This is a genomic window from Collinsella sp. OM07-12 (genome assembly GCF_003438275.1).
GTDB lineage: Bacteria > Actinomycetota > Coriobacteriia > Coriobacteriales > Coriobacteriaceae > Collinsella.
On sequence record NZ_QSTQ01000007.1, the window covers coordinates 1 to 22,958 of the forward strand.

Consider the following 22,958-nt stretch of genomic DNA (forward strand, 5'->3'; position numbering starts at 1 on the left):
GAACGAGTCCCCATACCCTCGTTCGGCCAGACGCGCCGTCGCTGTTTGCGTTTGTGCCGTATAATGACCGTTACCTATGACGCGATACAAAAGAAAGGTGTTTGCCCATGCAGGCACAGAAGGCGGAGGGAACCCGCGACCTTATCGGCGCCGAGATGCGCGCCTGGCAAAAGATGCAGCAGATTGCGGCCGGCGTGTTCGAGCCGTTTGGTTTTAAACCCATCGAGACGCCCGCGATCGAGCAGGTGGATGTGTTTGTCCACGGTATCGGCCAGTCGACCGACGTCGTGCGCAAGGAAATGTTCCGCGTGTTCAGCGGTGCCAACCTGGAGCGCGTCTTTACCGAGGGCACCGACACCAAACTCAAGCCCAAGCAGCGCCTGGCGCTTCGCCCCGAGGGCACGGCCGGCGTGGTGCGCGCCGTCGTCGAGAACAATCTGGTGCCCCAAGGCTCCACGCCGTTTAAGGCGTACTACGCCGAGGCCATGTTCCGTGGCGAGCGTCCCCAGAAGGGCCGCCTGCGCCAGTTCCACCAGGTGGGCATCGAGTGGCTCGGCGCTCCCGATCCGGCGGCAGACGCCGAGTGCATCATCATGCTCATGGAGTTCTACAAGCGCCTGGGCTTCGATCTTTCCAAGCTTCGTCTGCTTATCAACTCGATGGGTGACGCCCAGTGCCGTCCGGCTTACCGCGAGCAGGTTAAGCAGTTCATTCTCGATCACGCCGACGAGATGTGCGATGAGTGCCGTGAGCGCGCCGAGCTCAACCCGCTGCGTGCCTTCGACTGCAAGAACGACCATTGCCGCGAGATCATGGCCGAGGCCCCGCTGATGGGCGACAACCTGTGCGACGAGTGCCGCGAGCACTACGAGCAGGTCAAGCGCTATCTGGATGCCGCCGGTATCGAGTATGTCGAGGATCCCACCTTGGTGCGCGGCCTGGACTACTACACCCGTACCGTCTTTGAGGTCGAGGCCCCTGGCGCCGGCGTCGGCTCCATCGGCGGCGGCGGCCGCTACGACGGCCTGGTCGAGCTCGAGGGCGGCAAGCCTACGGCCGGCGTCGGCTTCGCCGTCGGTTTTGAGCGCGCCCTGCTGGCCTTGCAGGCCTTTGGCAGCGACCTGGGTGCCGATGAGGCCCCGTGTGTTTATGTCGCCAACGCCGGCAAGGAGCTGCGCCAGAACGTCTTTGCCATTACGCAGGAGCTTCGCGCCGCAGGCATCGTGACCGAGGCCGACTATCAGGGCCGTTCGCTCAAGGCCCAGTTTAAGCAGGCCGATAAGGTGGGCGCCAAGCTCATCCTGGTCCTGGGCGGCGACGAGCTTGCCGCCGGCAAGGTCAAGGTGCGCGACATGGAGAGCCATGACGAGGTACTGGTCGATCTGGCCAACGTCGTCGAGGCGGTTCGCGAGCGCCTGTAGCGCATCTTTTGAGCTGCGGACCCGCTTGAGTGTCCCGTTCATTGCGAGCGATTGTTACGGGGGTGTTTCGCATTTATGCGGAATGCCCCCGTTTGTGTATGCCGTCCACCGAGAAATACGACCATTTAGGGCAAAAACCCTTGCAATGCAGAAAATACTTTTGTGTGGTAAAGCGCAATCAGTGTCGAAAGTATTTCTCAAGCGCCTATAATGAATACCGCATGTTACGTGCATAGAAGGAGGAATGGGAGGAAACGTGGCTGAGAACCTAAGCAACCAGTCTGTACCCGAAGCCGCGGCGCGCGTCGCTGCCGTGGTCAACCGCCTCGTTAACCGAATCGGCTCGAATGCCGAGTCCAGGGAGCGTCTCGCCGAGATCGAGATCCCCGAGGAGCTGCGCGACAATCTGGCGTTGTTCCTACGCCTGGAGCGTCGTGTGCTTAGCGAGTATGATCCCGAGATCGCGGACCTGTTCGACAAAATCCTGTCGGCCGAGATTGTGGCCAATGCCGGCAACCCCGGTACCCGCGCTGCCGACGAGGCCGTCGACGAGCAGGGCGTGCCCACCGCCGACGAGCCCACCGCCGTGGCGTTTCGCGAGGTCGTCGATCTGATCGACAGTCTGCCGCTCGATAAGCAGCAGGTCATCGTTCGCGCCTTTACGAGCTTCTTCCACCTGGCAAACCTGTCGGAGGAGAACTACCGTGTGGCGCAGCTGCGCGAGCGCGAGGCCGGTGCGTCGACCGATACCGAGGTCGATCCTGCCAACGAGCTCACCGTCGCCTATCACCAGCTGGTGAATGAGCTGGGCGTCGAGGGCGCCAATGAGCTGCTCGGCAAGCTTGAGTTCCATCCCGTCTTTACCGCGCATCCCACCGAGGCCCGTCGCAAGGCCGTCGAGGGCAAGATTCGCCGTATCTCCAACCTGCTGGAGGAGCGTCCGCGTCTGGGCGGCTCCGACCTGGTGGAGAACGAGCGCCATATGCTGCAGGAGATCGACGCCCTGGTGCGTACGAGCCCCATCGCGCTCAAGAAGCCCACGCCGGTCGAGGAAGCCGATACCATCATCGACATCTTCGATAACACGCTGTTCGACGTCATCCCCGTCATCTATCGTCGCTTTGACGACTGGGTGCTGGGCGACAAGGCCGGTACCGTGCCGCCGCTGTGCCCGGCGTTCTTCCATCCCGGCAGCTGGATTGGTTCCGACCGCGACGGTAACCCCAACGTCACCGCCAAGGTGAGCCGTGAGGTCGCCGCCAAGTACTTCACCCACATGGTGCTCAAGCTCGAGGACAAGTGCCGCCGCATCGGCCGCAACCTCACGCTCGAGGCCACCTACAGCAAGCCGTCTGCCGAGCTCATCAACCTGTGGAACCATCAGGTCGAGATGAGCGCCCAGTACACCGCACGTGCTGAACTGATCTCCGAGCACGAGCCGCATCGCGCCGTCATGCTCGTCATGGCCGACCGTCTGAACGCCACCGTGCGTCGCATCACCGACACCATGTACCACAGCGCCGATGAGTTCCTGGAGGACCTGCGCGTCGTCCAGCGCTCGCTGGCCGCCTGCGGTGCCGTCCGTGCTGCCTACGGTCCGGTCCAGACCATCATCTGGCAGGTCGAGTCCTTCGGCTTCCATATGGTCGAGATGGAGTTCCGTCAGCACTCCGTGGTGCACGCCCGCGCCCTCAAGGATATCCACGAGAACGGTATCCATGGCGACCTGCAGCCCATGACGCGCGAGGTCATCGATACCTTCCGCGCTATCGGCTCCATCCAGAAGCGCTACGGCAAGAAGATGGCGCATCGCTACATCATCTCGTTCACCAAGAGCGCCCAGCATGTGGCCGACGTCTTTGAGCTTGCCCACCTGTCCTTTGCACACGAGGAGGATGTCCCCGAGCTCGACGTGATCCCGCTGTTTGAGCAGCTCGAGGACCTCGAGGGCTGCATCGACGTGCTCGACCAGATGCTTACGCTGCCCGTGGTGCAAAAGCGCCTTGCCCAGACCAACCGCCGCATGGAGGTCATGCTGGGCTATTCCGACTCCTCCAAGGACGCCGGTCCTACCACGGCCATGCTCGCGCTGCACTCCGCGCAGGAGCGCATCGCCAAGTGGGCCGAGAAGAACGATATCGACCTGGTGCTCATGCACGGTCGCGGCGGTGCCGTGGGCCGTGGCGGCGGCCCGGCCAACAAGGCCGTGCTGGCGCAGCCCAAGGGTTCGGTCAACTGCTTCTTTAAGCTCACCGAGCAGGGCGAAGTCATCTTTGCCCGTTACGGCAACCGCACGCTGGCTCAGCGTCATGTTGAGTCCGTTGCCGCCGCAACGCTTTTGCAGTCGGCTCCGAGTGTCGAGAAGACCAACACCGAGACCACGCAGAAGTTCTGGAATATGGCCGAGAAGCTCAACGCAGCAAGCCATGAGCGCTATCTGGACCTGCTGAATACCGAGGACTTTACACCGTGGTTCTCGACCGTGACGCCGCTGACCGAGGTCGGTCTGCTGCCGATCGGCTCGCGTCCCGCCAAGCGCGGCTTGGGTGCCAAGTCGCTCGACGACCTGCGTACCATTCCGTGGATCTTTAGCTGGAGCCAGGCGCGCATCAATCTGGCCGCTTGGTACGGCCTAGGCACCGCCTGCGAGCAGCTGGGCGACCTTGACCAGCTTAAGGCTGCCTACCAGGAGTGGCCGTTCTTCCGCACCTTTATCGACAACATCGAGATGTCGATCGCCAAGACCGACCAGCGCATCGCCAAGATGTATCTGCACCTGGGCGATCGCCAGGATCTGTCCGAGAAGGTCTTTACCGAGATGCAGCTCACCCGTAAGTGGGTCCTTGCCATCGTCGGTGACGAGTGGCCGCTGCAGCGTCGTCGCGTGCTCGGCTGCGCCGTTCGCGTGCGCAACCCCTATGTTGATGCCCTGTCCATCGCCCAGGTCCGCGCCCTTCGCGAGGTGCGTATGAACCAGGACGAGATGGCCGAGGAGAAGAAGGCCGAGTACATGAGCCTGATTCTTTCGACTGTGACCGGCGTCTCGGCAGGATTGCAAAACACGGGGTAATCGATAGCCCTGTAGTCGTCCGGGCCCGCCATTAGTTTACTTTTAGGCACGTCCTCGGACATGCAAGAAGCCCTCGCTGCGCACTTCGTGCGGCGAGGGCTTCTCGCGTCCTGCGGAGTGTGCCTAAAAGTAAACTAATGGCGGGCCCTACGATGTCCGGTCTTCGGCGGATTACTGCTGGGGAAAAGATAGCGCGCTTCGCGCACTTTGATGGGGTTTCGTGCTGCGGAATGCATTCAGAGGGAAACCCATCGGGTCCCTTCGTCCTCGGTCTTCGGGGATTACAGCTGAGGGGAGAATGGCGCGCTTCGCGCGTTTTGGATGGGGTCTATCCTGGTGGCGCATTTGGCGCTTCTCGCCTTACGACTGTTCCGGCCGCGGTCCTTTTTGGGATCGCGGCCGTTTTGTTGAAGGTCAAATATGAACGTTGTGTTAATGAGTCGGTGGACGGTGGTGTTTTTCGGTGAACGGCGTATCCTTCCAACGGTTTGACTAGTGTGTCAGTTGAAAGGAAGAGGGCGCTCGTCAATGTTTGAATGTGAACTGCCGTTTGACCACAAGACGTTGCATCTGGAGCTCGAGGACAAGAACTTCGCGGGTGTGATGGAAGGTCATCAAAACGAGTTTAAGACTACGAAATCGCAGGAAAAACTGGTAGAGGAGTCGCTTGCCAACCCTTATGGCTCACCTTCGCTCGAGGAGCTTTGTGCTGGTAAAAAGAACATCGTCATCATCAGCTCCGACCATACGCGTCCCGTTCCCTCGCGTGTGACGATGCCTATTCTGCTGCATCACATTCATGCCGCTGCGCCCGAGGCTCGTGTGCGTATTTTGGTTGCTACGGGTATGCACCGTCCGTCGACGCACGAGGAGCTCGTCAACAAGTATGGCGAGGACATCGTTGCCAACGAGGAAATCGTTATGCATGTCGCAACCGACGACAGCATGATGAAGAAGATCGGCACCCTGCCTTCTGGTGGCGAGTGCATCATCAACAAGATCGCTGCCGATTGCGACCTGCTTCTTGCCGAGGGCTTCATTGAGCCGCACTTCTTTGCCGGCTTCTCTGGCAGCCGAAAGTCTGTCCTGCCCGGCATCGCCAGCTATAAGACCATCATGTACAACCACAACGGTCAGTTTGTGAACGACTCCCATTCGCGTGCCGGCAACCTGTGCCACAACCACGTGAGCGAGGATATGTTCGCCGCTGCCGAGATGGCTCACCTTGCCTTTGTGCTTAACGTGGTGCTCAACGGCAAGCACGAGGTCATTGGCTCCTTTGCCGGTGACATCCACAAGGCACACGAGGCTGGCTGCGAGTTCGTGAAGAGCCTTGCCGGCGTTGAACCCGTCGAGTGCGAGATTGCCATCACCACCAACGGTGGTTACCCGCTCGACCAGAACATCTACCAGGCCGTGAAGGGCATGTGCGCTGCCGAGGCCACGCTTCCCGAGGGCGGCGTGATCATCGATGTCGCCGGCTGCGCCGACGGTCACGGCGGCGAGGGCTTCTATCACAACATCGCCGACAACGATCCGGCGGAGTTTGAGCGTGCCTGCATCGATCGCCCCAAGGACGAGACCCTGCCCGATCAGTGGACGAGCCAGATTTTTGCTCGCATCCTGGCACATCACCCTGTGATCATGGTTACCGACCTGTGCGACCACCAGATGCTCAAGGATATGCACATGACGCCGGTTAACACCCTCGAGGAGGCGCTCAAGCTCGCCTTTGAGATGAAGGGTGCCGACGCCAAGGTCGCCGTCATCCCCGATGGCCTGGGTGTTGTCGTCGCCCAGCACTAGTGCGCAGCTTAAACGAATCGTTTGTAACCAATAAGAAAGATAAGGTTTTATGCTTACCAAACTCCTCTGCGAATTCGGCGCGACGGCCCTCATGATTGTCTTTGGCGTGGGCGTGCACTGCGATACCGTGCTCAAAGGCACCAAGTATCAGGGCTCTGGCCATATGTTTGCCATCACCACTTGGTCTTTTGGCATCTCGGTCTGCCTGTTTGTCTTTGGCGGCGCCGTGTGCATGAACCCCGCTATGGTGCTTGCCCAGTGCATCGTCGGTCTGGTGCCGTGGGGCAACTGCATCCCCTTCATGCTTGCCGATATGCTCGGCGGCTTTGTGGGTGCTGTGATCGCTTGGTTTATGTATGCCGATGAGTTCAAGGCTTCCGAAGGCGTCGTCGATCCCATTGCCCAGCGCAACATCTTCTCGACCAACCCCACCACCGAGGGTACGAACTATGCCCGCAACTTCTTCTGCGAGGCCATCTGCACCTTTGTGTTCATTAGCGCCATCCTTGCTGCTGCTAGCCGTGCTGGTGAGGACGTTCTGATGCTCGCTATCTGCGTCGGCCTGATCGTTTGGGCCGTTGGCATGGGCATGGGCGGCATCACCGGCTTCGCCATGAACCAGGCACGTGACCTTGGTCCCCGCCTTGCTTATCAGGTGCTGCCGATTAAGAACAAGGCCGACAATAACTGGAAGTACGGTCTGCTTGTTCCTGGTATCGCGCCGTTTGTCGGTGCTATTGTGGCAGCGCTGTTTGTGCATGGCTTCTTGGGCATGTTCTAGTCGAAGGACGGCTCTATAAGGTTCGGGCTCGGCAAGGGTTTACTTTCCAACGCGTCCTCGGACATGCAAAAAGGCTCGCTGCGCACTTTGTGCGGCGAGCCTTTTTGCGTCCTGCGGAATGCGTTGGAAAGTAAACCCTTGCCGAGCCCTGGGCATTCTTGGCTGTGTTCGAACAAGCAACCCAACATATATATCTGAATTTGGATGGGAGGGGCGCTTTGCTTTTGGGTGCTCTTACAAGAAAGCGTAACTTGGGGATGGGGTGGGCGCTTTGTTGGGATGGCACTTTGGGGTGGGGTCTTACTTAGGTGAACAGGGGTTGTATGGCCGATAGGTAGTCTTTGGCTACGTTGGATTTGTTGGCTTGGAAGTTGTTCCAGGCCCACCATTGGACCATTCCTACGAAGCTTGAGGCTATGTGATGGAGGAGGAAGCTGCGGTCCATGGTGCCGGCTGGGCCTGTGGGATCGATGGGGACGGTTTCGGCCGCGAGCGACATGATGGTCTTGCGGAGGCTGTCGGCGAAGACGCGTGAGCCGGCGCCGGATACAAGGGCCCTCACGCCCTGACGGCGTTCCCACAGGTTGCTAAGGATATGCTCGACCTGCACGAATGGGTCGTCGAGCGGTGTGCCATCGTCGTCGAGGGCGTGGGTACAGATGTCGCTCACGAGCTCGGACAGTAGGTCGTCTTTGCTCTTAAAGAGGCCGTAGAATGTCGCGCGGCCTACGTGAGCGCGTGCGATGATGTCGCCGACAGTGATCTTGCCGTAATCTTCCTCGCACAGGAGCTCGGAGAACGCCGCGACGATCGCGGCACGGCTTTTGGCCTTGCGGGCATCCATGGCTATGCGTCTGCGTGAACGAGCAGGCAGCGAAGCATACCGGAGCAACCCTCGTAGGGGCGCTTACCGGCGCCGTAGCCGACGGCCTCGATGCGGTAGCGGGCCGGCAGGTGCTCGGACGTGCGCAGTGCGGCGACGATGGCGGCGCCCGTGGGCGTCACGAGCTCGCCGGCGACCGGTGCGGGCGTGAGGGCGATATTGCCTGCTTGGCATAGGCTGACGACGGCGGGCACCGGGATGGGCATAAGGCCGTGGGCGCAGTGGATGGTACCGTGACCCTCGGAGAGCGACTCAACCACGATGTCTTCGATGCTCAGGTCGTCGAGGCAGATGGCGACCGAGCAGACATCGACGATGGAGTCGACGGCGCCCACCTCGTGGAACATGACGGTCTCGGGCGTTTTGCCGTGTGCCTTGGCCTCGGCGGCAGCCAGCGCGGTAAAGATGGCGAGAGCGCGGCGCTTGGCACCGCCACTCAGCTGCGAGCCGTCGATGATGGCGGTGACGTCTGTCAAAGAACGGTGGTGATGATGGTGGGCGTGATGGTGGCCCTCGTGGCCATGACCGTGAGCCTCATGGCCATGCTCGTGGCAGTGTTCGTGCTCGTGCTCGTCATGGTCATGATGGTGGTGCTCATGCATATGCTCGACAGCTGCTTCGTTGCCGTAGAGCCAGGCCATATCGTGATCGTGGTTCTCGAGCTCCTCTGCAAGCTGGACGTCGAAATCGCAGGCGTCGATGCCATGCTTGTTTACGCGCGTCACGGCGATCGTAAAGCCGTCGACCGGCAGCGTGGCGAGCTGTTCGCGCAGGTGCTCCTCGCTGGCGCCCAGGTCGAGCAGAGCCGCGACGGTCATATCGCCGCTGATGCCCGAGGTTCCGTCGATGATAAGCGTGTGCTGGTGGTTGGACATGGAATGCTCCTTAGCGGGCGCAGGGCGTGCCGGCGCTCAGATGATTGATAAGACTTGCCTGATAGGCGGCGCCAAAGCCGTTGTCGATATTGACGACCGAGACGCCGCTGGCGCAGGAGTTGAGCATGGCGAGCAGCGCGGCCACGCCACCAAAGTTCGCGCCGTAGCCCACGCTGGTGGGAACGGCGATGACCGGGCAACTCACCAGGCCGCCGATGACGCTTGCCAGGGCGCCTTCCATGCCGGCGATGGCGATGACCACCTGCGCCTGGGCAAGTTCCTCAGCATGAGCGAGCAGGCGGTGCAAGCCGGCGACACCTACGTCGTAGAGGCGATCGACTTCGTTGCCGTAGAACTCGGCCGTCAATGCGGCTTCTTTCGCGACGGGCAAGTCGCTCGTGCCGGCGCAGGCGACGACGATACGCCCGTTGCCGGTGGGGGAGGGCTTGCCGCCCACGAGGGCGAGCTGGGCGTCCGGGACATATCCCAGGTCGATGCCGTTGCCGAGAAGCTCAGCGGTGCGCGCGGCTTTTTCGGCATCCAGGCGCGTGACCAGGATGCGCTCCTGGCCGGCATCGCGCAGCGCTTCGATAATGGCGGCAATTTGCTCGGCGGTTTTACCGGCACCGTAGACAACCTCGCCGGCCCCCTGGCGCACCCCGCGCGAAAGATCGAGCTGCGCAAAGCCCAAATCGGCGGTCGGAGCCGTCTGGATGCGTGTGAGGGCGGCGGCAGGCGTGACTGCTCCGTCGGCAACATCGCTCAGCAATTGCTCAAGATCTCGCTTATCCATATATATGTTCCCTTCGACGGCGCAAAGTCTAGCACTCAAAGGGTATATTTCCGAACACTAAGATAAAATTGTTCGGAAACCATAGGACAGACTGATTCAATTGTTAGACGAATCGGCTAGTCACGCAGGATGATGTCCATGGCGAGCATCAGGTTGCGCTCGTCGATGGCAAACGGGGCGGTCTCGCGCGTCTTGGGCTTGGCACAAAATGCGATGCCCGTGCCCGCGGCCTGAATCATGGGGATGTCGTTGGCGCCGTCGCCGATCGCGACGGTATGGGCCATATCGACACCGCACTCAACTGCCCAATCCAGCATCTGGATAAGCTTGGACTCCTTGGTCACGATGTCTGCCGCCAGCTTGCCGGTGAGCTTGCCGTCTACGACTTCCAGGCGGTTAGCCAGGCAAAAGTCGATGCCCGCGGCAGCCACGATCTTGTCGGCAACCTCGTGGAAGCCGCCGCTCACGACGCCGACCTTCCAGCCCTTGCTGTGCGCCGAGCGCACAAGCTCCAGCGCGCCGGGGGTAAACGTCACGCGCTCAAAGGTGCGCTCGAACACGCTCTCGTCCAGGCCGGCAAGCAGCCCCACGCGCTCCTCGAGCGCTTGCTTAAAGTCAAGCTCGCCGCGCATGGCGCGCTCGGTAATCTGCGCCACTTGCTCGCCCACGCCGGCTTCCTCGCCCAACAGGTCGATGACCTCCTGGTTGATGAGGGTGGAGTCGATATCCATAACGATGAGGCGTGCAGACATGTTGGGCCTTTCCGGGTGCAGTTGTATTGGGGCACATTGTCGCACGCGGCGCGCCTCGGCGACAGTCGCGGTGCGCCAATTGTTTCGTCTCCGTCAAGTCTTTGGGCAGGAGCTACTTTTTCGCGGCACATCGACGCGGGTGCGATAAGATAGAACGCCATGTCCGGCTGCGCGGTTTACGCAGGCCGGGCGAATCTGTACGACGCCGCCCGGAACGACACGGGGCGGCACAGATCCATAAAGGAGGATCACTGGTATGAGCCAGACCCGTCCCATCGACGAGCATTCCATGCACACCCGTACCTGCGGCGAGCTTCGCCGCGAGAACGTGGGCGAAGAGGTCACCCTCACCGGTTGGGTGAGCCGTCGCCGCGACCACGGTGGCCTTATTTTCTGCGACCTTCGCGACCGTGAGGGCATTACGCAACTCACCTTCGACCCCGAGCATTCTGACGGCGATGCCTTTAAGATCGCCGAGACCATGCGTCCCGAGTGGCCCATCAAGATTCACGGCGTCGTGCGCGCCCGTGGCGACGAGACCACCAACACCAAGCTCGCCACCGGCGAGATCGAGGTCCTGACCGACCATGCCGAGGTGCTCAATACGTCCGTCACCCCGCCGTTCCAGATCGAGGATGGCATCGAGACCAGCGAGGACACCCGTCTGCGCTATCGCTATCTGGACCTCCGTCGTCCCGAGATGATGGCCAACCTCAAGCTGCGCTCCGACTTCACCTTTGCCATTCGCGAGGCACTGCACAACCGTGAGTTCATGGAGGTCGAGACGCCCTCCCTGTTTAAGTCCACGCCCGAGGGCGCCCGCGACTTCATCGTTCCCAGCCGCATCCAGCCGGGCAACTTCTACGCTCTGCCGCAGTCCCCGCAGCTTCTGAAGCAGCTGCTCATGGTCGGCGGCGTCGAGCGCTACTACCAGGTTGCCAAGTGCTTCCGCGACGAGGACCTGCGCGCCGACCGTCAGCCCGAGTTCACCCAGGTCGATATCGAGATGTCTTTCGTGGACCAGAACGATGTCATGAGCGCGCTCGAAGAGGTCCTGTCCGATGCCTTCGGCCGCATGGGTGTCGAGATGCCCACGCCGCTGCGCCGCATGGATTACTGGGAGGCCATGGACACCTATGGCTCCGACAAGCCCGATACCCGCTATGGCATGCACCTGGTCGACCTGACCGACATCTTTGCCAACTCCAAGTTCAAGGTCTTTGCGACTGCCGCAAACGAGGAGGGCTCTGTCGTCAAGGCCATCAACGCCAAGGGTGCCGGTGCCTGGGCGCGTGCCAAGATCGATAAGCTCGCCGGTGTGGCTTCCACGTTTGGCGCTAAGGGCCTGGCTTGGATCGCCTTCCGCGAGGACGGTTCCATCAACAGCCCCATCGTCAAGTTCTTCTCGGACGAGGAGATGGCCGCTCTGCGCGAGCGCATGGACGTCGAGCCCGGCGACCTCGTGATGTTCGCCGCCGGCCCGCGCCTGCTTTCCGACGAGATCCTGGGCGGCATGCGCTCCCACATGGCCAACGCGCTCGAGATCAAGCGCGAGGGTCACGACTTCCTGTGGGTCGTCAACTTCCCGCTGTTCCACTGGGACGAGGACCGCAAGGCCTATGCAGCCGAGCATCAGCCCTTTACCCTGCCGACCGAGACTGACATCGCCAAGATCGAGGCTGACCCGCTGGCAGCCGGCTCCTGCACCTACGACTTTGTCATGGACGGCTTTGAGGCCGGTGGCGGCGGTATGCGTATCCACAACGCCGAGATGCAGATGTCCATGCTCAAGCTTCTGGGCTTTACCGAGGAGCGCGCCGAGTCTCAGTTTGGCTTCCTCATGGAGGCCCTCAAGTTTGGTGCGCCCCCGATGGGCGGCTTCGCTCTGGGCCTGGATCGCGTGTGCATGCTGCTCACCGGCTCCGACTCCATCCGCGACGTCATGGCGTTCCCCAAGACGGCCAGCGGCTCCGATCTCATGTCGGGCGCCCCGAGTGCCGTTTCCGGCGCCCAGCTCAAGGACGTCAGCCTGCGCCTGATGTAGGCGAGCGGCTACATATTGCCCGCAACGAGGGAAGGACGTGTGCCTTCCCTCGTTTTTTATACGCCGATGTTGCGAGGGTATGGGTTGACCGGGCATAGCGGAAAGCCCGGCCCAGTTTCCTACAGTGAGTCTCTCTGAACGAGCTGCATGTGCATGACGGTGGTGGTGGGCGCGGCACCGTTAATCATATCGAGCGCAATGCCTGCGGCCTTGCGGCCTTCCTCACAAAGCGGCTGACGAATGGTCGTCAACGCGGGGACGCTGCGAGCTGCGACCTCGTGGTCATCGAAGCCCACGACCGAAACGTCTTTGGGTACGCTAATTCCCGCTTCGTTGAATGCGGCGATAACGCCGGTTGCGATACGGTCCGATCCGCATAGCACGCCGTCGGCATGTATTTCGCGCGCGAGCAGCCGCCGCGTGGCTTGGTAGCCGTCTCCGCTGCTCCATCCGGTATAGATGACATTTTCATCTGGAAGGCTTTCGCCCAAAATTGCACGGTAGCCGCGAAGGCGGTCGACGACGGCGGGGTTATCCTGCGGCCCCAGCACGGCAACGATGTCCTTGCGCCCGCGATCTTTCATAGCGAGCGCCGCAAAGCGTCCGCCCTCTTCGTCGTCGGAGTAGACCGTCGAGAACACATCGCGATAGGGGTGGCCCTCGAGCTGGCCGCACAACACGGTGGGTACGCCCAGCTCACGCAGCACCTCGAGCAGCTCACTGCCCTTGTAGGGCGAGACGTCGATGACGGCGTCAAACGAGCGACGCTCAAAATGCTCGCGTGCGCGATTGCGCTCATGCGAGGAAGATGCCTGCAGGATCACGGGTAGGTAAGACGACTCCGAAAGTTCCTCGGTAATGCCGCTTAAAAACTCACTGTAGGTGGGATCGCTAAACAGCTCGCTCAAAGGCTCGGTAACCAGTACGGCGATAATTTCCGTGCGTCCGACGGCGAGCGCCCGGCCGCGTGCGTTGGGTACAAAATTGACTTCCTTGGCAGCCGCGCGGACGCGCTTTTTAGTTTCCTCGCTAATGCGGGGGGAGTCGTTGAGGGCACGCGATGCCGTGGAGCGCGAAACACCGGCAGCTGCAGCAACCTCGGCAAGCGTCGGTGCGGTGCGAACTGGTTGGGTCATGGTGTCTCCTGGAAAAAGCGGTCGATGTTGTCACTGATACGGGCTGGTGCGGATACAGCTTACTATAGTGCGCCTGAACAGCGTTCATGATATCCGGCCACTGGTGGCATTTCACGTTCAAGCTGCTGTTGAACATGGCTTGCAAGGGTGGGGCATAGATGGGCGCGGCCGTTGTCCGCCGCCTGGGAATGCTGTTTTGCGCTGAGTTTCGATACGCAGGGTGACATAAGTTCCGCGGTTGTACAACCGGTTGCACCGTTAATCCGGCGAAATCGACCGTTCAGCGGACAACCGGTTGCACAGGTTTTTGCATCGCCCGTAAGATAAGGACAACCGGTTGCACAAGAATCACTACGATGACGAAGGAGCATCACCATGGACGCCATTAACGATTGGGAAAACCAAGCGCTCACCCACAGGAACCGCCTGGCACCCCATGCGTACTTTATGGGTTATGAGACCGCCGATCTCGCCGCTACGTACAGCCGCGAGCTGTCGCGCGGATTTGTCCAGCTGTCCGGCTCGTGGCAGTTCCGCCTTTTTGAGGGCCCCGCGGCCGTCTCCAACGAGGCACTTTGCACGTACGAGCCCGAGTGGGATCACGTGGAGGTTCCGCACCTGTGGCAGGTAGACGGCTATGGCAACCTTGCCTACACCGACGAGGGTTTTCCGTTCCCAGTGGACCAGCCGTTCGTTCCCTCCGACGACCCCACGGGCGTCTACCAGCGCATCGTCAACCTTCCTGCCGTGCCTGCCGGCGCTCGCGAGATCATTCGCTTCGACGGTATCGAGAGCTACGGCGAGCTGTATGTCAACGGCAAGTTTATCGGCATGACCAAGGGTTCGCGCCTGTCCGCCGAGTTTGACGTAACCGACGCGCTCGTCGAGGGCGACAACCTGATTGCGGTCAAGGTTCTGCAGTACAGCGATGGTAGCTACATCGAGGACCAGGACATGTGGTGGGCATCGGGCATCTTCCGCGATGTGTACCTCATGCAGCGTCCCGCCGCGCATCTGGTCGACTTTAGGTTCCGCACGCACCGCGAGGGCGATGCCGCTCTGGTCACGCTCGATACGGTTGCCGAGGGCGCAAGCCGCGTTGTGTATACGCTCAGCGATGGCCAGAATGTGGTCGCTACGGGCGAGTGCGTCGACGGCCATGCCGAGTGCAGCGTTGCCGATGCCCACTTCTGGAACCCCGAGGACCCCTTCCTCTATGACCTTACGCTTGAGGTCTACGACGGCGACGAGGTCAGCGAGTACGTTCCGCATCGCCAAGGCCTTGCCGAGGTGACGGTCGAGGGCAATCATATCTACCTCAACGGCACCTACTTTAAGATGCATGGCGTCAACCGCCATGACCACGACGATCACAAGTGCCGCGCTGTGGGCCTCGATCGCATGCGCCGCGACCTGGAGCTCATGAAGCAGCACAACATCAACGCGGTGCGCACATCCCACTACGCCAACGACCCGCGCTTCTACGAGCTGTGCGATGAGTATGGCATCATGCTGGTCGCCGAGACCGATATGGAGAGCCACGGCTTCGAGAATATCGGCAACATCGCCCTGGTCACCGACGACCCTGCCTGGGAGCCGGCCTACGTCGACCGTGTTGAGCGCCTGGTGATGCAGGAGCGCAATCACGCCTGCATCATTATGTGGTCGATGGGCAACGAGAGCGGCTATGGCTGCAACATCCGCGCGATGTACGCCAAGGCTCACGAGCTCGACGGTCGTCCGGTCCACTACGAGGAGGACCGCAACGCCGATACCGTCGACGTCATTTCCACCATGTACTCCCGCGTGTCGCAGATGAACGACTTTGGCGAGCATCCGTTCCCTAAGCCGCGCATCAACTGCGAGTACGGCCACTCTATGGGTAATGGTCCCGGAGGCCTGTCCGAGTACCAGGAGGTCTTCGATCGCTGGGATTGCATCCAGGGCCAGTTTATTTGGGAATGGTGCGACCACGGTCTGGCTGCTGTGACCGAGGACGGCGTTGCCTACGACATGTATGGCGGCGACAACGGCGATTACCCCAACAACAGCAACTTCTGCATCGATGGCATGGTGTTCCCTTGGCAGCAGCCGAGCCCGGGCCTTACTGAGTATGGCCAGGTTATCTGCCCGGTTCGCATGGCCTACGATGCCGAGTCGGGCGAGCTGACCGTCACCAACAAGCGTTGGTTCACCACCCTCGAGGATGTTTGCCTGTCGGCCGAGACCCTGGTGGACGGCGACGTGGTCAGCCGCAAGACGCTCATGCCCGGTGCGGTTGCCCCCGGCGAGTCCGTCCAGCTGCCACTGGTGATTCGCGAGGCCGCAGTGGGCGAGACCCTGCTGACCGTGCACGCCTACACAATGGCGGCTCACGCCTGGTGCGAGCCGATGTTCCAGCTGGGTGCAAGCCAGTTTGCCATCGCAAACCATCCGGCGCCGGCCATCGCGGCTCCCATTCGTCCTGAGCTTACGGTCGAGGAGACCGAGCAGGAGATTCGCATTCACTCCCTCAACGGCGAGCTGACCTTCAACAAGGTTAACGGTACCGTGAGCGAGTGGAAGGCATCCGGCCGCGACGTCATCGCCTCCGGTCCCCAGGTTGGTTTTTGGCATCCGCTCGTCGATAACCACGCCCAGGAGTACGACTCCCTGTGGAAGGACAACTTCATCGATGTGATGCAGACGTCTACCCGCAAGGTTTCTTGGAAGCAGGATGGCAACGCGGTCGTCGTTACCGTGAGCCAGCGCATCGCTCCTCCCGTCCGTGCGTTTGGCATGCGCGTCGAGCTTGTCTACACCGTGCTTCCGAGCGGTCGCGTCGACCTCAAGGTTTCCGGCGAGCCCTACGGCGATTACTCGGACATCATCCCGCGCATCGGCATCTCCTTCGAGGTTCCCGGTTGCGATCGTGCCGTTGAGTGGTACGGCCACGGCCCGGGCGAGAACTATCCGGACTCGCTGCGCGCCAACCCGGTCGGTCATTACCGCACTACGGTCGACGACATGTTCACGCCCTACGTTATGCCTCAGGACTGCGCCAACCGCGAGGGCACCCGCTGGGTTGCCCTGCGCTCTAGCCACGGTGACGGCGTGCTGGTGACCCGTCCGGTCGATGCCGCCTCCAACCCGTTCTCGTTCTCGGCATGGCCCTATAGTTGCGAGGCCATCGATAGCGCCAAGCACGTCTACGACCTTGTCAAGGGCGATACGGTCACGGTCAACATCAACGACCAGCTGCTCGGCCTTGGCTCGAACTCTTGGGGTTCCGAGGTGCTCGACTCCTATCGCACCCGTTTTGAGAGCTTCAGCTTTGAGGTGTCCCTGCGACCGCTGACGTCTGCCGATCTGGCTCAGGCGCTGGCACCCATTAAGGAGGCATAAGTCATGCATGTATTTAACTCGCGTGCCGACTTCGACGCCCAGATGAAGTCCGTCAAGAAGTGGATGCGTACCGGACAGGCGCTCGATGGTGTTGCCGACCTGCAGCACGACGTGGCGTACTCCATCGGCGACTCGTTGGTGTACTGGTGGGTCTATGCCCGCGAGGCCGCAACCGCCGATCTGGTCGGTCACCGTCGCTACCATGCCGTGCTCGCCCCGCTCGACGGCGACCTGACCGTCGAGGTTGCCCCCAAGGCAGGCCTCACCTGCACGCGCGCCTACAGCGATATCGATGATCGTGAGCGCTTTGAGGGTACGGGGGAGACCGTGACGATTCCCGCCGGCGGCGTTGCCGTCGTCGAGATCGACGAGGCCTACCGTGTCGTGGACGATGCCGCGGATTCCCGCGTCGTGGTACTGCACGTGACGGTTGAAGGTTATTCCTTCCCCAACAAGTAGTATTCGTCCGTTTGGACGTTTGCTTTGCGCCGTTAAGGGGGATGGCTTTGTTGACTCCCTTTTCCCCATCCCCCCTAGCAGGTGTGCTGTCCACGATTGCGCTTGCAGTCCGGACGGTTTTAGATGAGATATAACGGATGATTGGGAGGGCTTATGAGCTCTGAAAAACGAGGAACGATTGGTTCGTTCGCTCTGCTGGGCATGACGGTCGCCGCCGTGTTCGGTATCAAGAACATCATCAACAACAACGCGGCCATCGGCTTGGCGGCTGCGCCGTCGTTCTTCTTCGCCACACTTTTGTACTTTGTCCCCTATACTCTGGTTACCGCCGAGTTTGTCGGTCTTAATAAGGACTCCGAGTCTGGTGTGTACGCATGGGTTAAGACTTCGATGGGTGGTCGCTGGGCGTTCCTGACGGCATTTAGCTACTGGTTCGTTAACCTGTTCTACTTTGCATCCGTCCTGCCCAACGTCATCATCTACGCGAGCTACGTGTTCCTTGGTGCCAACGCCGAGCTCTCGCAGCTGTGGATCACCATTATCGAGATCGTCGTCTTTGCTATCGCCACGTGGGTTTCGACCAAGGGCGCTAAGTGGATCGGCTCCATTTCCTCCTTCGGCTCGACCGCGGCTCTCGGCCTGACCGCTGTGTTCATCTTGCTGTCCCTGGCTGCTGCCTTTGGCGGCGTCGAGTTCGCTACGGCTCCTACCCCCGCTAACATGGCTCCCGACATGAGCAACTTCGCAACTATGTGGGGCTTCTTCGGTACGCTTGCCTGGATTATCCAGGGCGTTGGCGGCGCTGAGTCTGTCGGCGTGTTCCTTAACGACCTTAAGGGCGGCGTCAAGGCCTTCGTGCGCACCGTCGTTATCGCCGGCCTGACCATCGGCCTTCTGTACGCAGGCGCTTCGCTGCTGGTCAACCTGTTCATTCCCGAGGGCGGCGTTGCCATCTCCACCGGTATCTTCGACGTATTCGGCGCTGTCTTTGCCCACTTTGGCATTCCCATGGAAGTGTCCACGCGCGTCATTGGCCTGATCCTTCTCGCTGCCACGCTGGGCTCCCTCATGATGTGGACCTCTGCTCCCATCAAGGTCTTCTTCACCGAGATCCCCAAGGGCGTCTTTGGTAGCAAGATCGTCGAGCTCAACGAGCACGGCATTCCCGCCCGCGCCGCTTGGCTGCAGTTCGCCATCGTCGTCCCCATCCTGATCATCCCGGCCTTGGGCTCTGGTAACCTCGACGACCTGCTCATGATCGTCACCAACATGACGGCCGCCACTGCTCTGCTCCCGCCGCTGCTGATCCTGCTTGCCTACTTTATGCTGCGCAAGAACTTCGACGCCGCTCCCCGTGACTTCCGCATGGGCTCGCGCAGCTTTGGTCTGGTCGTTGCCGCATTCCTGCTTGTGGTCTTCTGCTTTGTGCTTGTCTGCGGCACCATCCCGCTCGATCAGCCGCTGTGGCTGACGCTGGTCTACAACGTTGGCGGTGTGGTTGTCTTCCTGGGCCTTGCCGTGATGTGGTACAACCGCTATATCAACCGTCTGCGCGAGACCGATCCCGAGGCCGCCGAGAGCGAGCTGCGCCCCTCCGTCCTCGACATGATGGAGTAGCGGCTAGGATTAATCTACGGCTGTGGAATAAATCGATTCCCTTTCCTAAGGAGGGGCCTTACGAGGCCCCTCCCTTTGTGTTTTGGGGCATGGTTTTGGACCCCGTGGTCAAAAAATGCCAAATATGAGTACTGTTGCAAAAGAGGTGTCATATTTTTCGGCCTGTTCTGAGCAAAAACGGGCTTAAAATCAATTTATATAACCCCTTTTAAAGGGCGTTTGACGGCTTTCAACCTCTTCGAATCGCTCAAAGGAGGCAATTTGCTCTCGATTTTGCTGCTACTAAATTGGTGACAGTACTCATATTTGCCACTTTTTGCCCACGAGGTGTTCAGAGGAGCTCTCGACAAGCATCTAACGCTACAATAACTACCACGTGTCTGGGTTTGCCAGCCGAATGAGCGATACCGCGGGAGGGGACATGGTCGAGTTTACAAAGACGATTAAAGATCCGTTGGGACTGCATGCCCGCCCGGTCGCGCTACTCTACGACATCATCGCCAAGCATCGTAGCGACGTGTCGGTCAGCATCGGCGACCGCCATACCGATGGCCGTGACGTGATGGGCCTCATGGCGCTTTACGGCGAATGTGGCGAGGACATCGTCTTTCGCGTTTCAGGCGTAGACGAGGCCTCGTGCGTCACGTCGATCAGAAACCTCTCGCTCTAAACGCAACAAGGGACTGCGGACAGTCCCTTTGTCACATCTCTAGGAGGCGCACTTTGCGGTGCCTCTTTTGTTTCGTATAGGAAACTTTTTCGAAAACTGAATAGAGACCCTTTCAAAAAAGTTAACCACATGTTAGTTTACTAAAGCGAACATAGACGTGGTTAACTTTTACCGCGTCGATGTTGAGGACGAACCGACGTTAGGAGCTCACTCATGTCTTGCGGACCGCAGATGCCGGCCATGCCGCTTTCGATGGTAAAGGCGGGCGAAACCGTGCGCGTGTCTCGGGTAAAGGGCAATGAGGACATGAAGCACCACCTCAAGGACCTTGGCTTTGTCGAGGGCAGCGAGATTCACGTGGTGAGCTCGAGTGGTGCCAATATCATCGTCACCGTGCTGGGCGCACGTTTTGGCATCGATTCCAAGGTTGCCATGCACATCATGACCGTCGGTTAGTCCGCAGCATTTCATTAAAACCGAAAGGGGGACAAGAGGATGAAGACGTTGGGTGACGTTAAGGTAGGCGAGAGCTCTACCATCGTCAAGCTTCACGGTGAGGGCGCGCTGCGCCGCCACCTTATGGACCTGGGGCTCATCAAGGGCACTTCGTTCAAGGTCGTAAAGGTTGCGCCGCTCGGTGATCCGGTCGAGATCAACGTGCGCGGCTACGAGCTTTCCATCCGCAAGGAGGAAGCGGCCGTCGTCGAGGTTCAGTAAGGGCTCGCGGCGTGTATTTCTGCATATAAAGTTAGGTTTTTCTAACTTAATGCAGCATCTTTGAAGCACATTATCCAACCTGCGCGGAGATGACAGCGCGGGCACACAAGGAAGAAGGATTGAATGACGGATTCTCAGATCCATGTCGCGCTTGCGGGTAACCCCAACTGCGGCAAGACCACGCTTTTCAACCTGATCACCGGCGCCAACGGCTACGTTGGCAACTGGCCCGGCGTCACGGTTGAGAAAAAGGAAGCCAAGCTCCTAAGCGACAAGAACGTTACCATCACGGACCTCCCTGGCATCTACTCGCTTTCCCCCTACAGCCCCGAGGAGCAATGCTCGCGCGATTACCTCATGAGCGGCGAGCCCGATGTCGTCGTCCAGGTCGTCGACGCCACCAACCTCGAGCGCAACCTGTATCTGGCACTTCAGGTCATTGAGACCGGTCTGCCCGTGGTCGTCGCCCTCAACATGGCCGACTTGGTCGAGAAGAACGGCGATAAGATCGACACGGACAAGCTCTCCAAGAAGCTCGGTTGCCCGGTCGTGATGATCTCGGCCCTCAAGAACAAGGGCATCAAGGAACTGTTCGAGCAGGTCAAGAAGTCCGCTGCTTCCAAGGGCCAGGTGCCGGAGCACAAGTTCGATTCCTCCATCGAGGACGTTCTGGACCACATCCAGAACAACCTGCCTGCGAGCGTTTCCGCCAGCAAGCGTCGCTACTACGCCGTCAAGCTGTTCGAGCGCGATACGGATGCCTGCAAACTCATCAACCTCACCAAGGAGAAGGCGGCTCGTGTGGAGCAGCTGGTCGCCCAGTGCGAGCAGGATTGCGATGACGATGCCGAGTCCATCATCACCGGTGAGCGCTATGGTGTGATCGCGCACATCGTCGATGAGTGCCTCACCAAGGCTCCGGCCAAGATGAGCACTTCCGAGAAGATCGACCGTGTGGTTACCAACCGCATTCTGGGCCTGCCGATCTTCGTAGTCATTATGTTCTGCGTGTACTACATCGCCGTTTCCACCCTGGGCGGTACGGTGACCGACTTCACCAACGACCAGCTCTTTGGCACCGACGGTTGGTACGTGCTCGGTCAGGGCCGCGACGCCTACGATGCGGCCGTCGAGGCCGTGGGCGAGGACGCTGCCGATTCGATCGACCCGGCACAGTACGGCCCGTATGTTCCGGGTATTACCACCATGGTGCACGATGCCCTCGTGGCGGGCGGCACCGAGGACGGTGGCCTGGTCGATTCGCTGGTCTGCGACGGTATCGTCGGCGGCCTGGGCGCCATCTTCGGCTTCGTGCCGCAGATGTTCCTGCTCTTTGTGATGTTGTCCTTCCTGGAGGATTGCGGCTATATGGCCCGCGTCGCCTTCATCATGGACCGCGTGTTCCGCCGCTTTGGCCTGTCCGGTAAGTCCTTTATCCCCATGCTCGTGTCCTCGGGCTGCGGCGTCCCCGGCGTCATGGCCACTAAGACCATCGAGAACGAGAAGGACCGCCGCATGACGGTCATGACCACCACGTTCATTCCCTGTGGCGCCAAGCTGCCGATCATTGCCCTGCTCATGGGTTCCATCATCGGCGATTCTTCCACCACCGCCGCGTGGATCAGCCCGCTCTTCTACTTCCTGGGCGTCTTTGCCGTCATCGCTTCGGGCCTCATGCTCAAGAAGACCAAGCTCTTCGCCGGCCGCCCGACGCCGTTCGTTATGGAGCTCCCCGCTTACCACTTCCCGGCGATCCGCTCTTGGGCGCTGCACGTGTGGGAGCGCTGCTTCGCCTTTATCAAGAAGGCCGGCACGGTCATCTTTGCGTCCACCGTCGTCGTTTGGTTCCTCTCCAACTTTGGTAGCTACAACGGCGCCTTTGGCTACCTGCCTTCCATGGAGGGCATCCCCGAGGAGTTCATGGATTACTCCGTGCTTGCCATGTTCGGCAACCTGGTCGCTTTGATCTTCGCCCCGCTCGGCTTTAGCACCTGGCAGGCCACCGCACTGACCGTCTCTGGCCTCGTCGCCAAGGAGAACGTTGTCGCCACCGCCGGCTCGCTGCTCTCCGTTGCCGACGCCGGCGAGACCGACCCGAGCCTGTGGACCGCGTTTGCGGCTATGTTCCCGACCATGGGCGCTTGCGTCGCCTTTGGTGCCTTCAACCTGCTGTGCGCTCCGTGCTTTGCCGCTATCGGCACCATCCGTAACCAGATGAACTCCGGTAAGTGGACCGCGATTGCCATCGGCTACGAGTGTGCCTTTGCTTGGGTCATCGGCCTGTTCATCAACCAGTTCTATAACCTGCTTGTTCTTGGGCAGTTTGGTATCTGGACGGTTGTGGCCATCGTGCTGCTGGCTGCGATGCTCTTCCAGATCTTCCGTCCCATGCCCAAGCATGCATGGACCGACGAGGACGAGACCAACACCGCTTCTGCCACGGTTTCCGCCTAAGTCCGAATAAGGATTAGCCCCTTTTCACGAGCCCGGGTGTCCCAGCGACACTCGGGCTTTTTGGTGCAATGGGGGACAGATTGCTTTGCTCCAGAA

Annotated in this window: 17 protein-coding genes; 12 read left to right on the top strand and 5 right to left on the bottom strand. The window is 60.4% G+C overall.

All coding sequences use genetic code 11. From position 1 onward, the window contains the following. Nucleotides 1–107: 107 nt before the first annotated feature. From hisS to larD, 4 genes are all read left to right on the top strand, one after another. Nucleotides 108–1,421, top strand: a complete 1,314-nt coding sequence (hisS, locus tag DXB98_RS03570) for a histidine--tRNA ligase (RefSeq protein WP_117743175.1) — start codon at nucleotides 108–110, stop codon at nucleotides 1,419–1,421. Nucleotides 1,422–1,677: 256 nt separating this feature from the next. Then, nucleotides 1,678–4,491, top strand: a complete 2,814-nt coding sequence (locus DXB98_RS03575) for a phosphoenolpyruvate carboxylase (protein WP_369831383.1) — start codon at nucleotides 1,678–1,680, stop codon at nucleotides 4,489–4,491. A gap of 528 nt (nucleotides 4,492–5,019) precedes the next feature. Then, nucleotides 5,020–6,297, top strand: a complete 1,278-nt coding sequence (gene larA, locus DXB98_RS03580; protein ID WP_117734679.1) for a nickel-dependent lactate racemase — start codon at nucleotides 5,020–5,022, stop codon at nucleotides 6,295–6,297. A gap of 49 nt (nucleotides 6,298–6,346) precedes the next feature. Then, nucleotides 6,347–7,078, top strand: coding sequence for a D/L-lactic acid transporter LarD (larD, locus tag DXB98_RS03585; RefSeq protein ID WP_117583384.1), 732 nt, complete (start codon nucleotides 6,347–6,349; stop codon nucleotides 7,076–7,078). A gap of 304 nt (nucleotides 7,079–7,382) precedes the next feature. Here larD and DXB98_RS03590 read toward each other — a convergent pair whose 3' ends face one another. From DXB98_RS03590 to serB, 4 genes are all read right to left on the bottom strand, one after another. After that, nucleotides 7,383–7,922: a TetR/AcrR family transcriptional regulator gene (locus DXB98_RS03590; protein ID WP_117743177.1), complete on the bottom strand. Its 540-nt coding sequence runs from the start codon at nucleotides 7,920–7,922 to the stop codon at nucleotides 7,383–7,385. A 2-nt stretch (nucleotides 7,923–7,924) separates the two neighbouring features. Further along, on the bottom strand, nucleotides 7,925–8,836 hold the full coding sequence (locus DXB98_RS03595) for a LarC family nickel insertion protein (RefSeq protein ID WP_117743178.1): 912 nt from the start codon (nucleotides 8,834–8,836) through the stop codon (nucleotides 7,925–7,927). A gap of 10 nt (nucleotides 8,837–8,846) precedes the next feature. Next, on the bottom strand, nucleotides 8,847–9,629 hold the full coding sequence (larB, locus tag DXB98_RS03600; RefSeq protein ID WP_117743179.1) for a nickel pincer cofactor biosynthesis protein LarB: 783 nt from the start codon (nucleotides 9,627–9,629) through the stop codon (nucleotides 8,847–8,849). Nucleotides 9,630–9,745: 116 nt separating this feature from the next. Next, nucleotides 9,746–10,381, bottom strand: a complete 636-nt coding sequence (gene serB, locus DXB98_RS03605; protein ID WP_117743180.1) for a phosphoserine phosphatase SerB — start codon at nucleotides 10,379–10,381, stop codon at nucleotides 9,746–9,748. Between the two features lie 256 nt (nucleotides 10,382–10,637). Between serB and aspS the strand changes: the two genes are divergently transcribed. Continuing rightward, nucleotides 10,638–12,425, top strand: a complete 1,788-nt coding sequence (gene aspS / locus DXB98_RS03610) for an aspartate--tRNA ligase (protein ID WP_117743181.1) — start codon at nucleotides 10,638–10,640, stop codon at nucleotides 12,423–12,425. A gap of 119 nt (nucleotides 12,426–12,544) precedes the next feature. On the opposite strand, the gene DXB98_RS03615 is transcribed toward aspS, so the two are convergent. Then, complete coding sequence (locus tag DXB98_RS03615) at nucleotides 12,545–13,561, bottom strand: LacI family DNA-binding transcriptional regulator (protein WP_117743182.1); 1,017 nt, start codon at nucleotides 13,559–13,561, stop codon at nucleotides 12,545–12,547. 375 nt (nucleotides 13,562–13,936) lie between these two features. Between DXB98_RS03615 and DXB98_RS03620 the strand changes: the two genes are divergently transcribed. From DXB98_RS03620 to DXB98_RS03650, 7 genes are all read left to right on the top strand, one after another. Beyond that, nucleotides 13,937–16,945 carry a glycoside hydrolase family 2 TIM barrel-domain containing protein gene (locus DXB98_RS03620; RefSeq protein WP_117743183.1) on the top strand — a complete coding sequence of 1,003 codons (3,009 nt, stop codon included), beginning with the start codon at nucleotides 13,937–13,939 and terminating at the stop codon, nucleotides 16,943–16,945. A 3-nt stretch (nucleotides 16,946–16,948) separates the two neighbouring features. Continuing rightward, on the top strand, nucleotides 16,949–17,404 hold the full coding sequence (locus DXB98_RS03625) for a hypothetical protein (protein ID WP_117743184.1): 456 nt from the start codon (nucleotides 16,949–16,951) through the stop codon (nucleotides 17,402–17,404). 153 nt (nucleotides 17,405–17,557) lie between these two features. Next, nucleotides 17,558–19,021 (top strand): amino acid permease, encoded by a 1,464-nt coding sequence (locus tag DXB98_RS03630; protein ID WP_117743185.1) that lies wholly within the window; start codon nucleotides 17,558–17,560, stop codon nucleotides 19,019–19,021. Between the two features lie 421 nt (nucleotides 19,022–19,442). After that, nucleotides 19,443–19,691, top strand: a complete 249-nt coding sequence (locus DXB98_RS03635; protein WP_035136856.1) for an HPr family phosphocarrier protein — start codon at nucleotides 19,443–19,445, stop codon at nucleotides 19,689–19,691. 213 nt (nucleotides 19,692–19,904) lie between these two features. Beyond that, a complete protein-coding gene (locus DXB98_RS03640; protein WP_040358815.1) occupies nucleotides 19,905–20,147 on the top strand; it encodes a FeoA family protein in 243 nt (80 codons plus the stop codon). Nucleotides 20,148–20,186: 39 nt separating this feature from the next. After that, nucleotides 20,187–20,408 (top strand): FeoA family protein, encoded by a 222-nt coding sequence (locus DXB98_RS03645; RefSeq protein ID WP_006234774.1) that lies wholly within the window; start codon nucleotides 20,187–20,189, stop codon nucleotides 20,406–20,408. 123 nt (nucleotides 20,409–20,531) lie between these two features. Then, nucleotides 20,532–22,862, top strand: coding sequence for a ferrous iron transporter B (locus DXB98_RS03650; protein WP_117743186.1), 2,331 nt, complete (start codon nucleotides 20,532–20,534; stop codon nucleotides 22,860–22,862). Nucleotides 22,863–22,958: the final 96 nt, after the last annotated feature.

What these genes read in the sequence shown, in the direction of transcription:
- DXB98_RS03620 (WP_117743183.1), top strand. Translation starts at nt 13,937, where the DNA reads ATGGACGCCATTAACGATTGGGAAAACCAAGCGCTCACCCACAGGAAC.
- DXB98_RS03630 (WP_117743185.1), top strand. Translation starts at nt 17,558, where the DNA reads ATGAGCTCTGAAAAACGAGGAACGATTGGTTCGTTCGCTCTGCTGGGC.
- larB (WP_117743179.1), bottom strand. Translation starts at nt 9,629, where the DNA reads ATGGATAAGCGAGATCTTGAGCAATTGCTGAGCGATGTTGCCGACGGA.
- DXB98_RS03645 (WP_006234774.1), top strand. Translation starts at nt 20,187, where the DNA reads ATGAAGACGTTGGGTGACGTTAAGGTAGGCGAGAGCTCTACCATCGTC.
- DXB98_RS03595 (WP_117743178.1), bottom strand. Translation starts at nt 8,836, where the DNA reads ATGTCCAACCACCAGCACACGCTTATCATCGACGGAACCTCGGGCATC.
- DXB98_RS03640 (WP_040358815.1), top strand. Translation starts at nt 19,905, where the DNA reads ATGTCTTGCGGACCGCAGATGCCGGCCATGCCGCTTTCGATGGTAAAG.
- DXB98_RS03635 (WP_035136856.1), top strand. Translation starts at nt 19,443, where the DNA reads ATGGTCGAGTTTACAAAGACGATTAAAGATCCGTTGGGACTGCATGCC.
- serB (WP_117743180.1), bottom strand. Translation starts at nt 10,381, where the DNA reads ATGTCTGCACGCCTCATCGTTATGGATATCGACTCCACCCTCATCAAC.
- hisS (WP_117743175.1), top strand. Translation starts at nt 108, where the DNA reads ATGCAGGCACAGAAGGCGGAGGGAACCCGCGACCTTATCGGCGCCGAG.
- larD (WP_117583384.1), top strand. Translation starts at nt 6,347, where the DNA reads ATGCTTACCAAACTCCTCTGCGAATTCGGCGCGACGGCCCTCATGATT.
- DXB98_RS03625 (WP_117743184.1), top strand. Translation starts at nt 16,949, where the DNA reads ATGCATGTATTTAACTCGCGTGCCGACTTCGACGCCCAGATGAAGTCC.
- DXB98_RS03650 (WP_117743186.1), top strand. Translation starts at nt 20,532, where the DNA reads ATGACGGATTCTCAGATCCATGTCGCGCTTGCGGGTAACCCCAACTGC.
- larA (WP_117734679.1), top strand. Translation starts at nt 5,020, where the DNA reads ATGTTTGAATGTGAACTGCCGTTTGACCACAAGACGTTGCATCTGGAG.
- DXB98_RS03615 (WP_117743182.1), bottom strand. Translation starts at nt 13,561, where the DNA reads ATGACCCAACCAGTTCGCACCGCACCGACGCTTGCCGAGGTTGCTGCA.
- DXB98_RS03590 (WP_117743177.1), bottom strand. Translation starts at nt 7,922, where the DNA reads ATGGATGCCCGCAAGGCCAAAAGCCGTGCCGCGATCGTCGCGGCGTTC.
- aspS (WP_117743181.1), top strand. Translation starts at nt 10,638, where the DNA reads ATGAGCCAGACCCGTCCCATCGACGAGCATTCCATGCACACCCGTACC.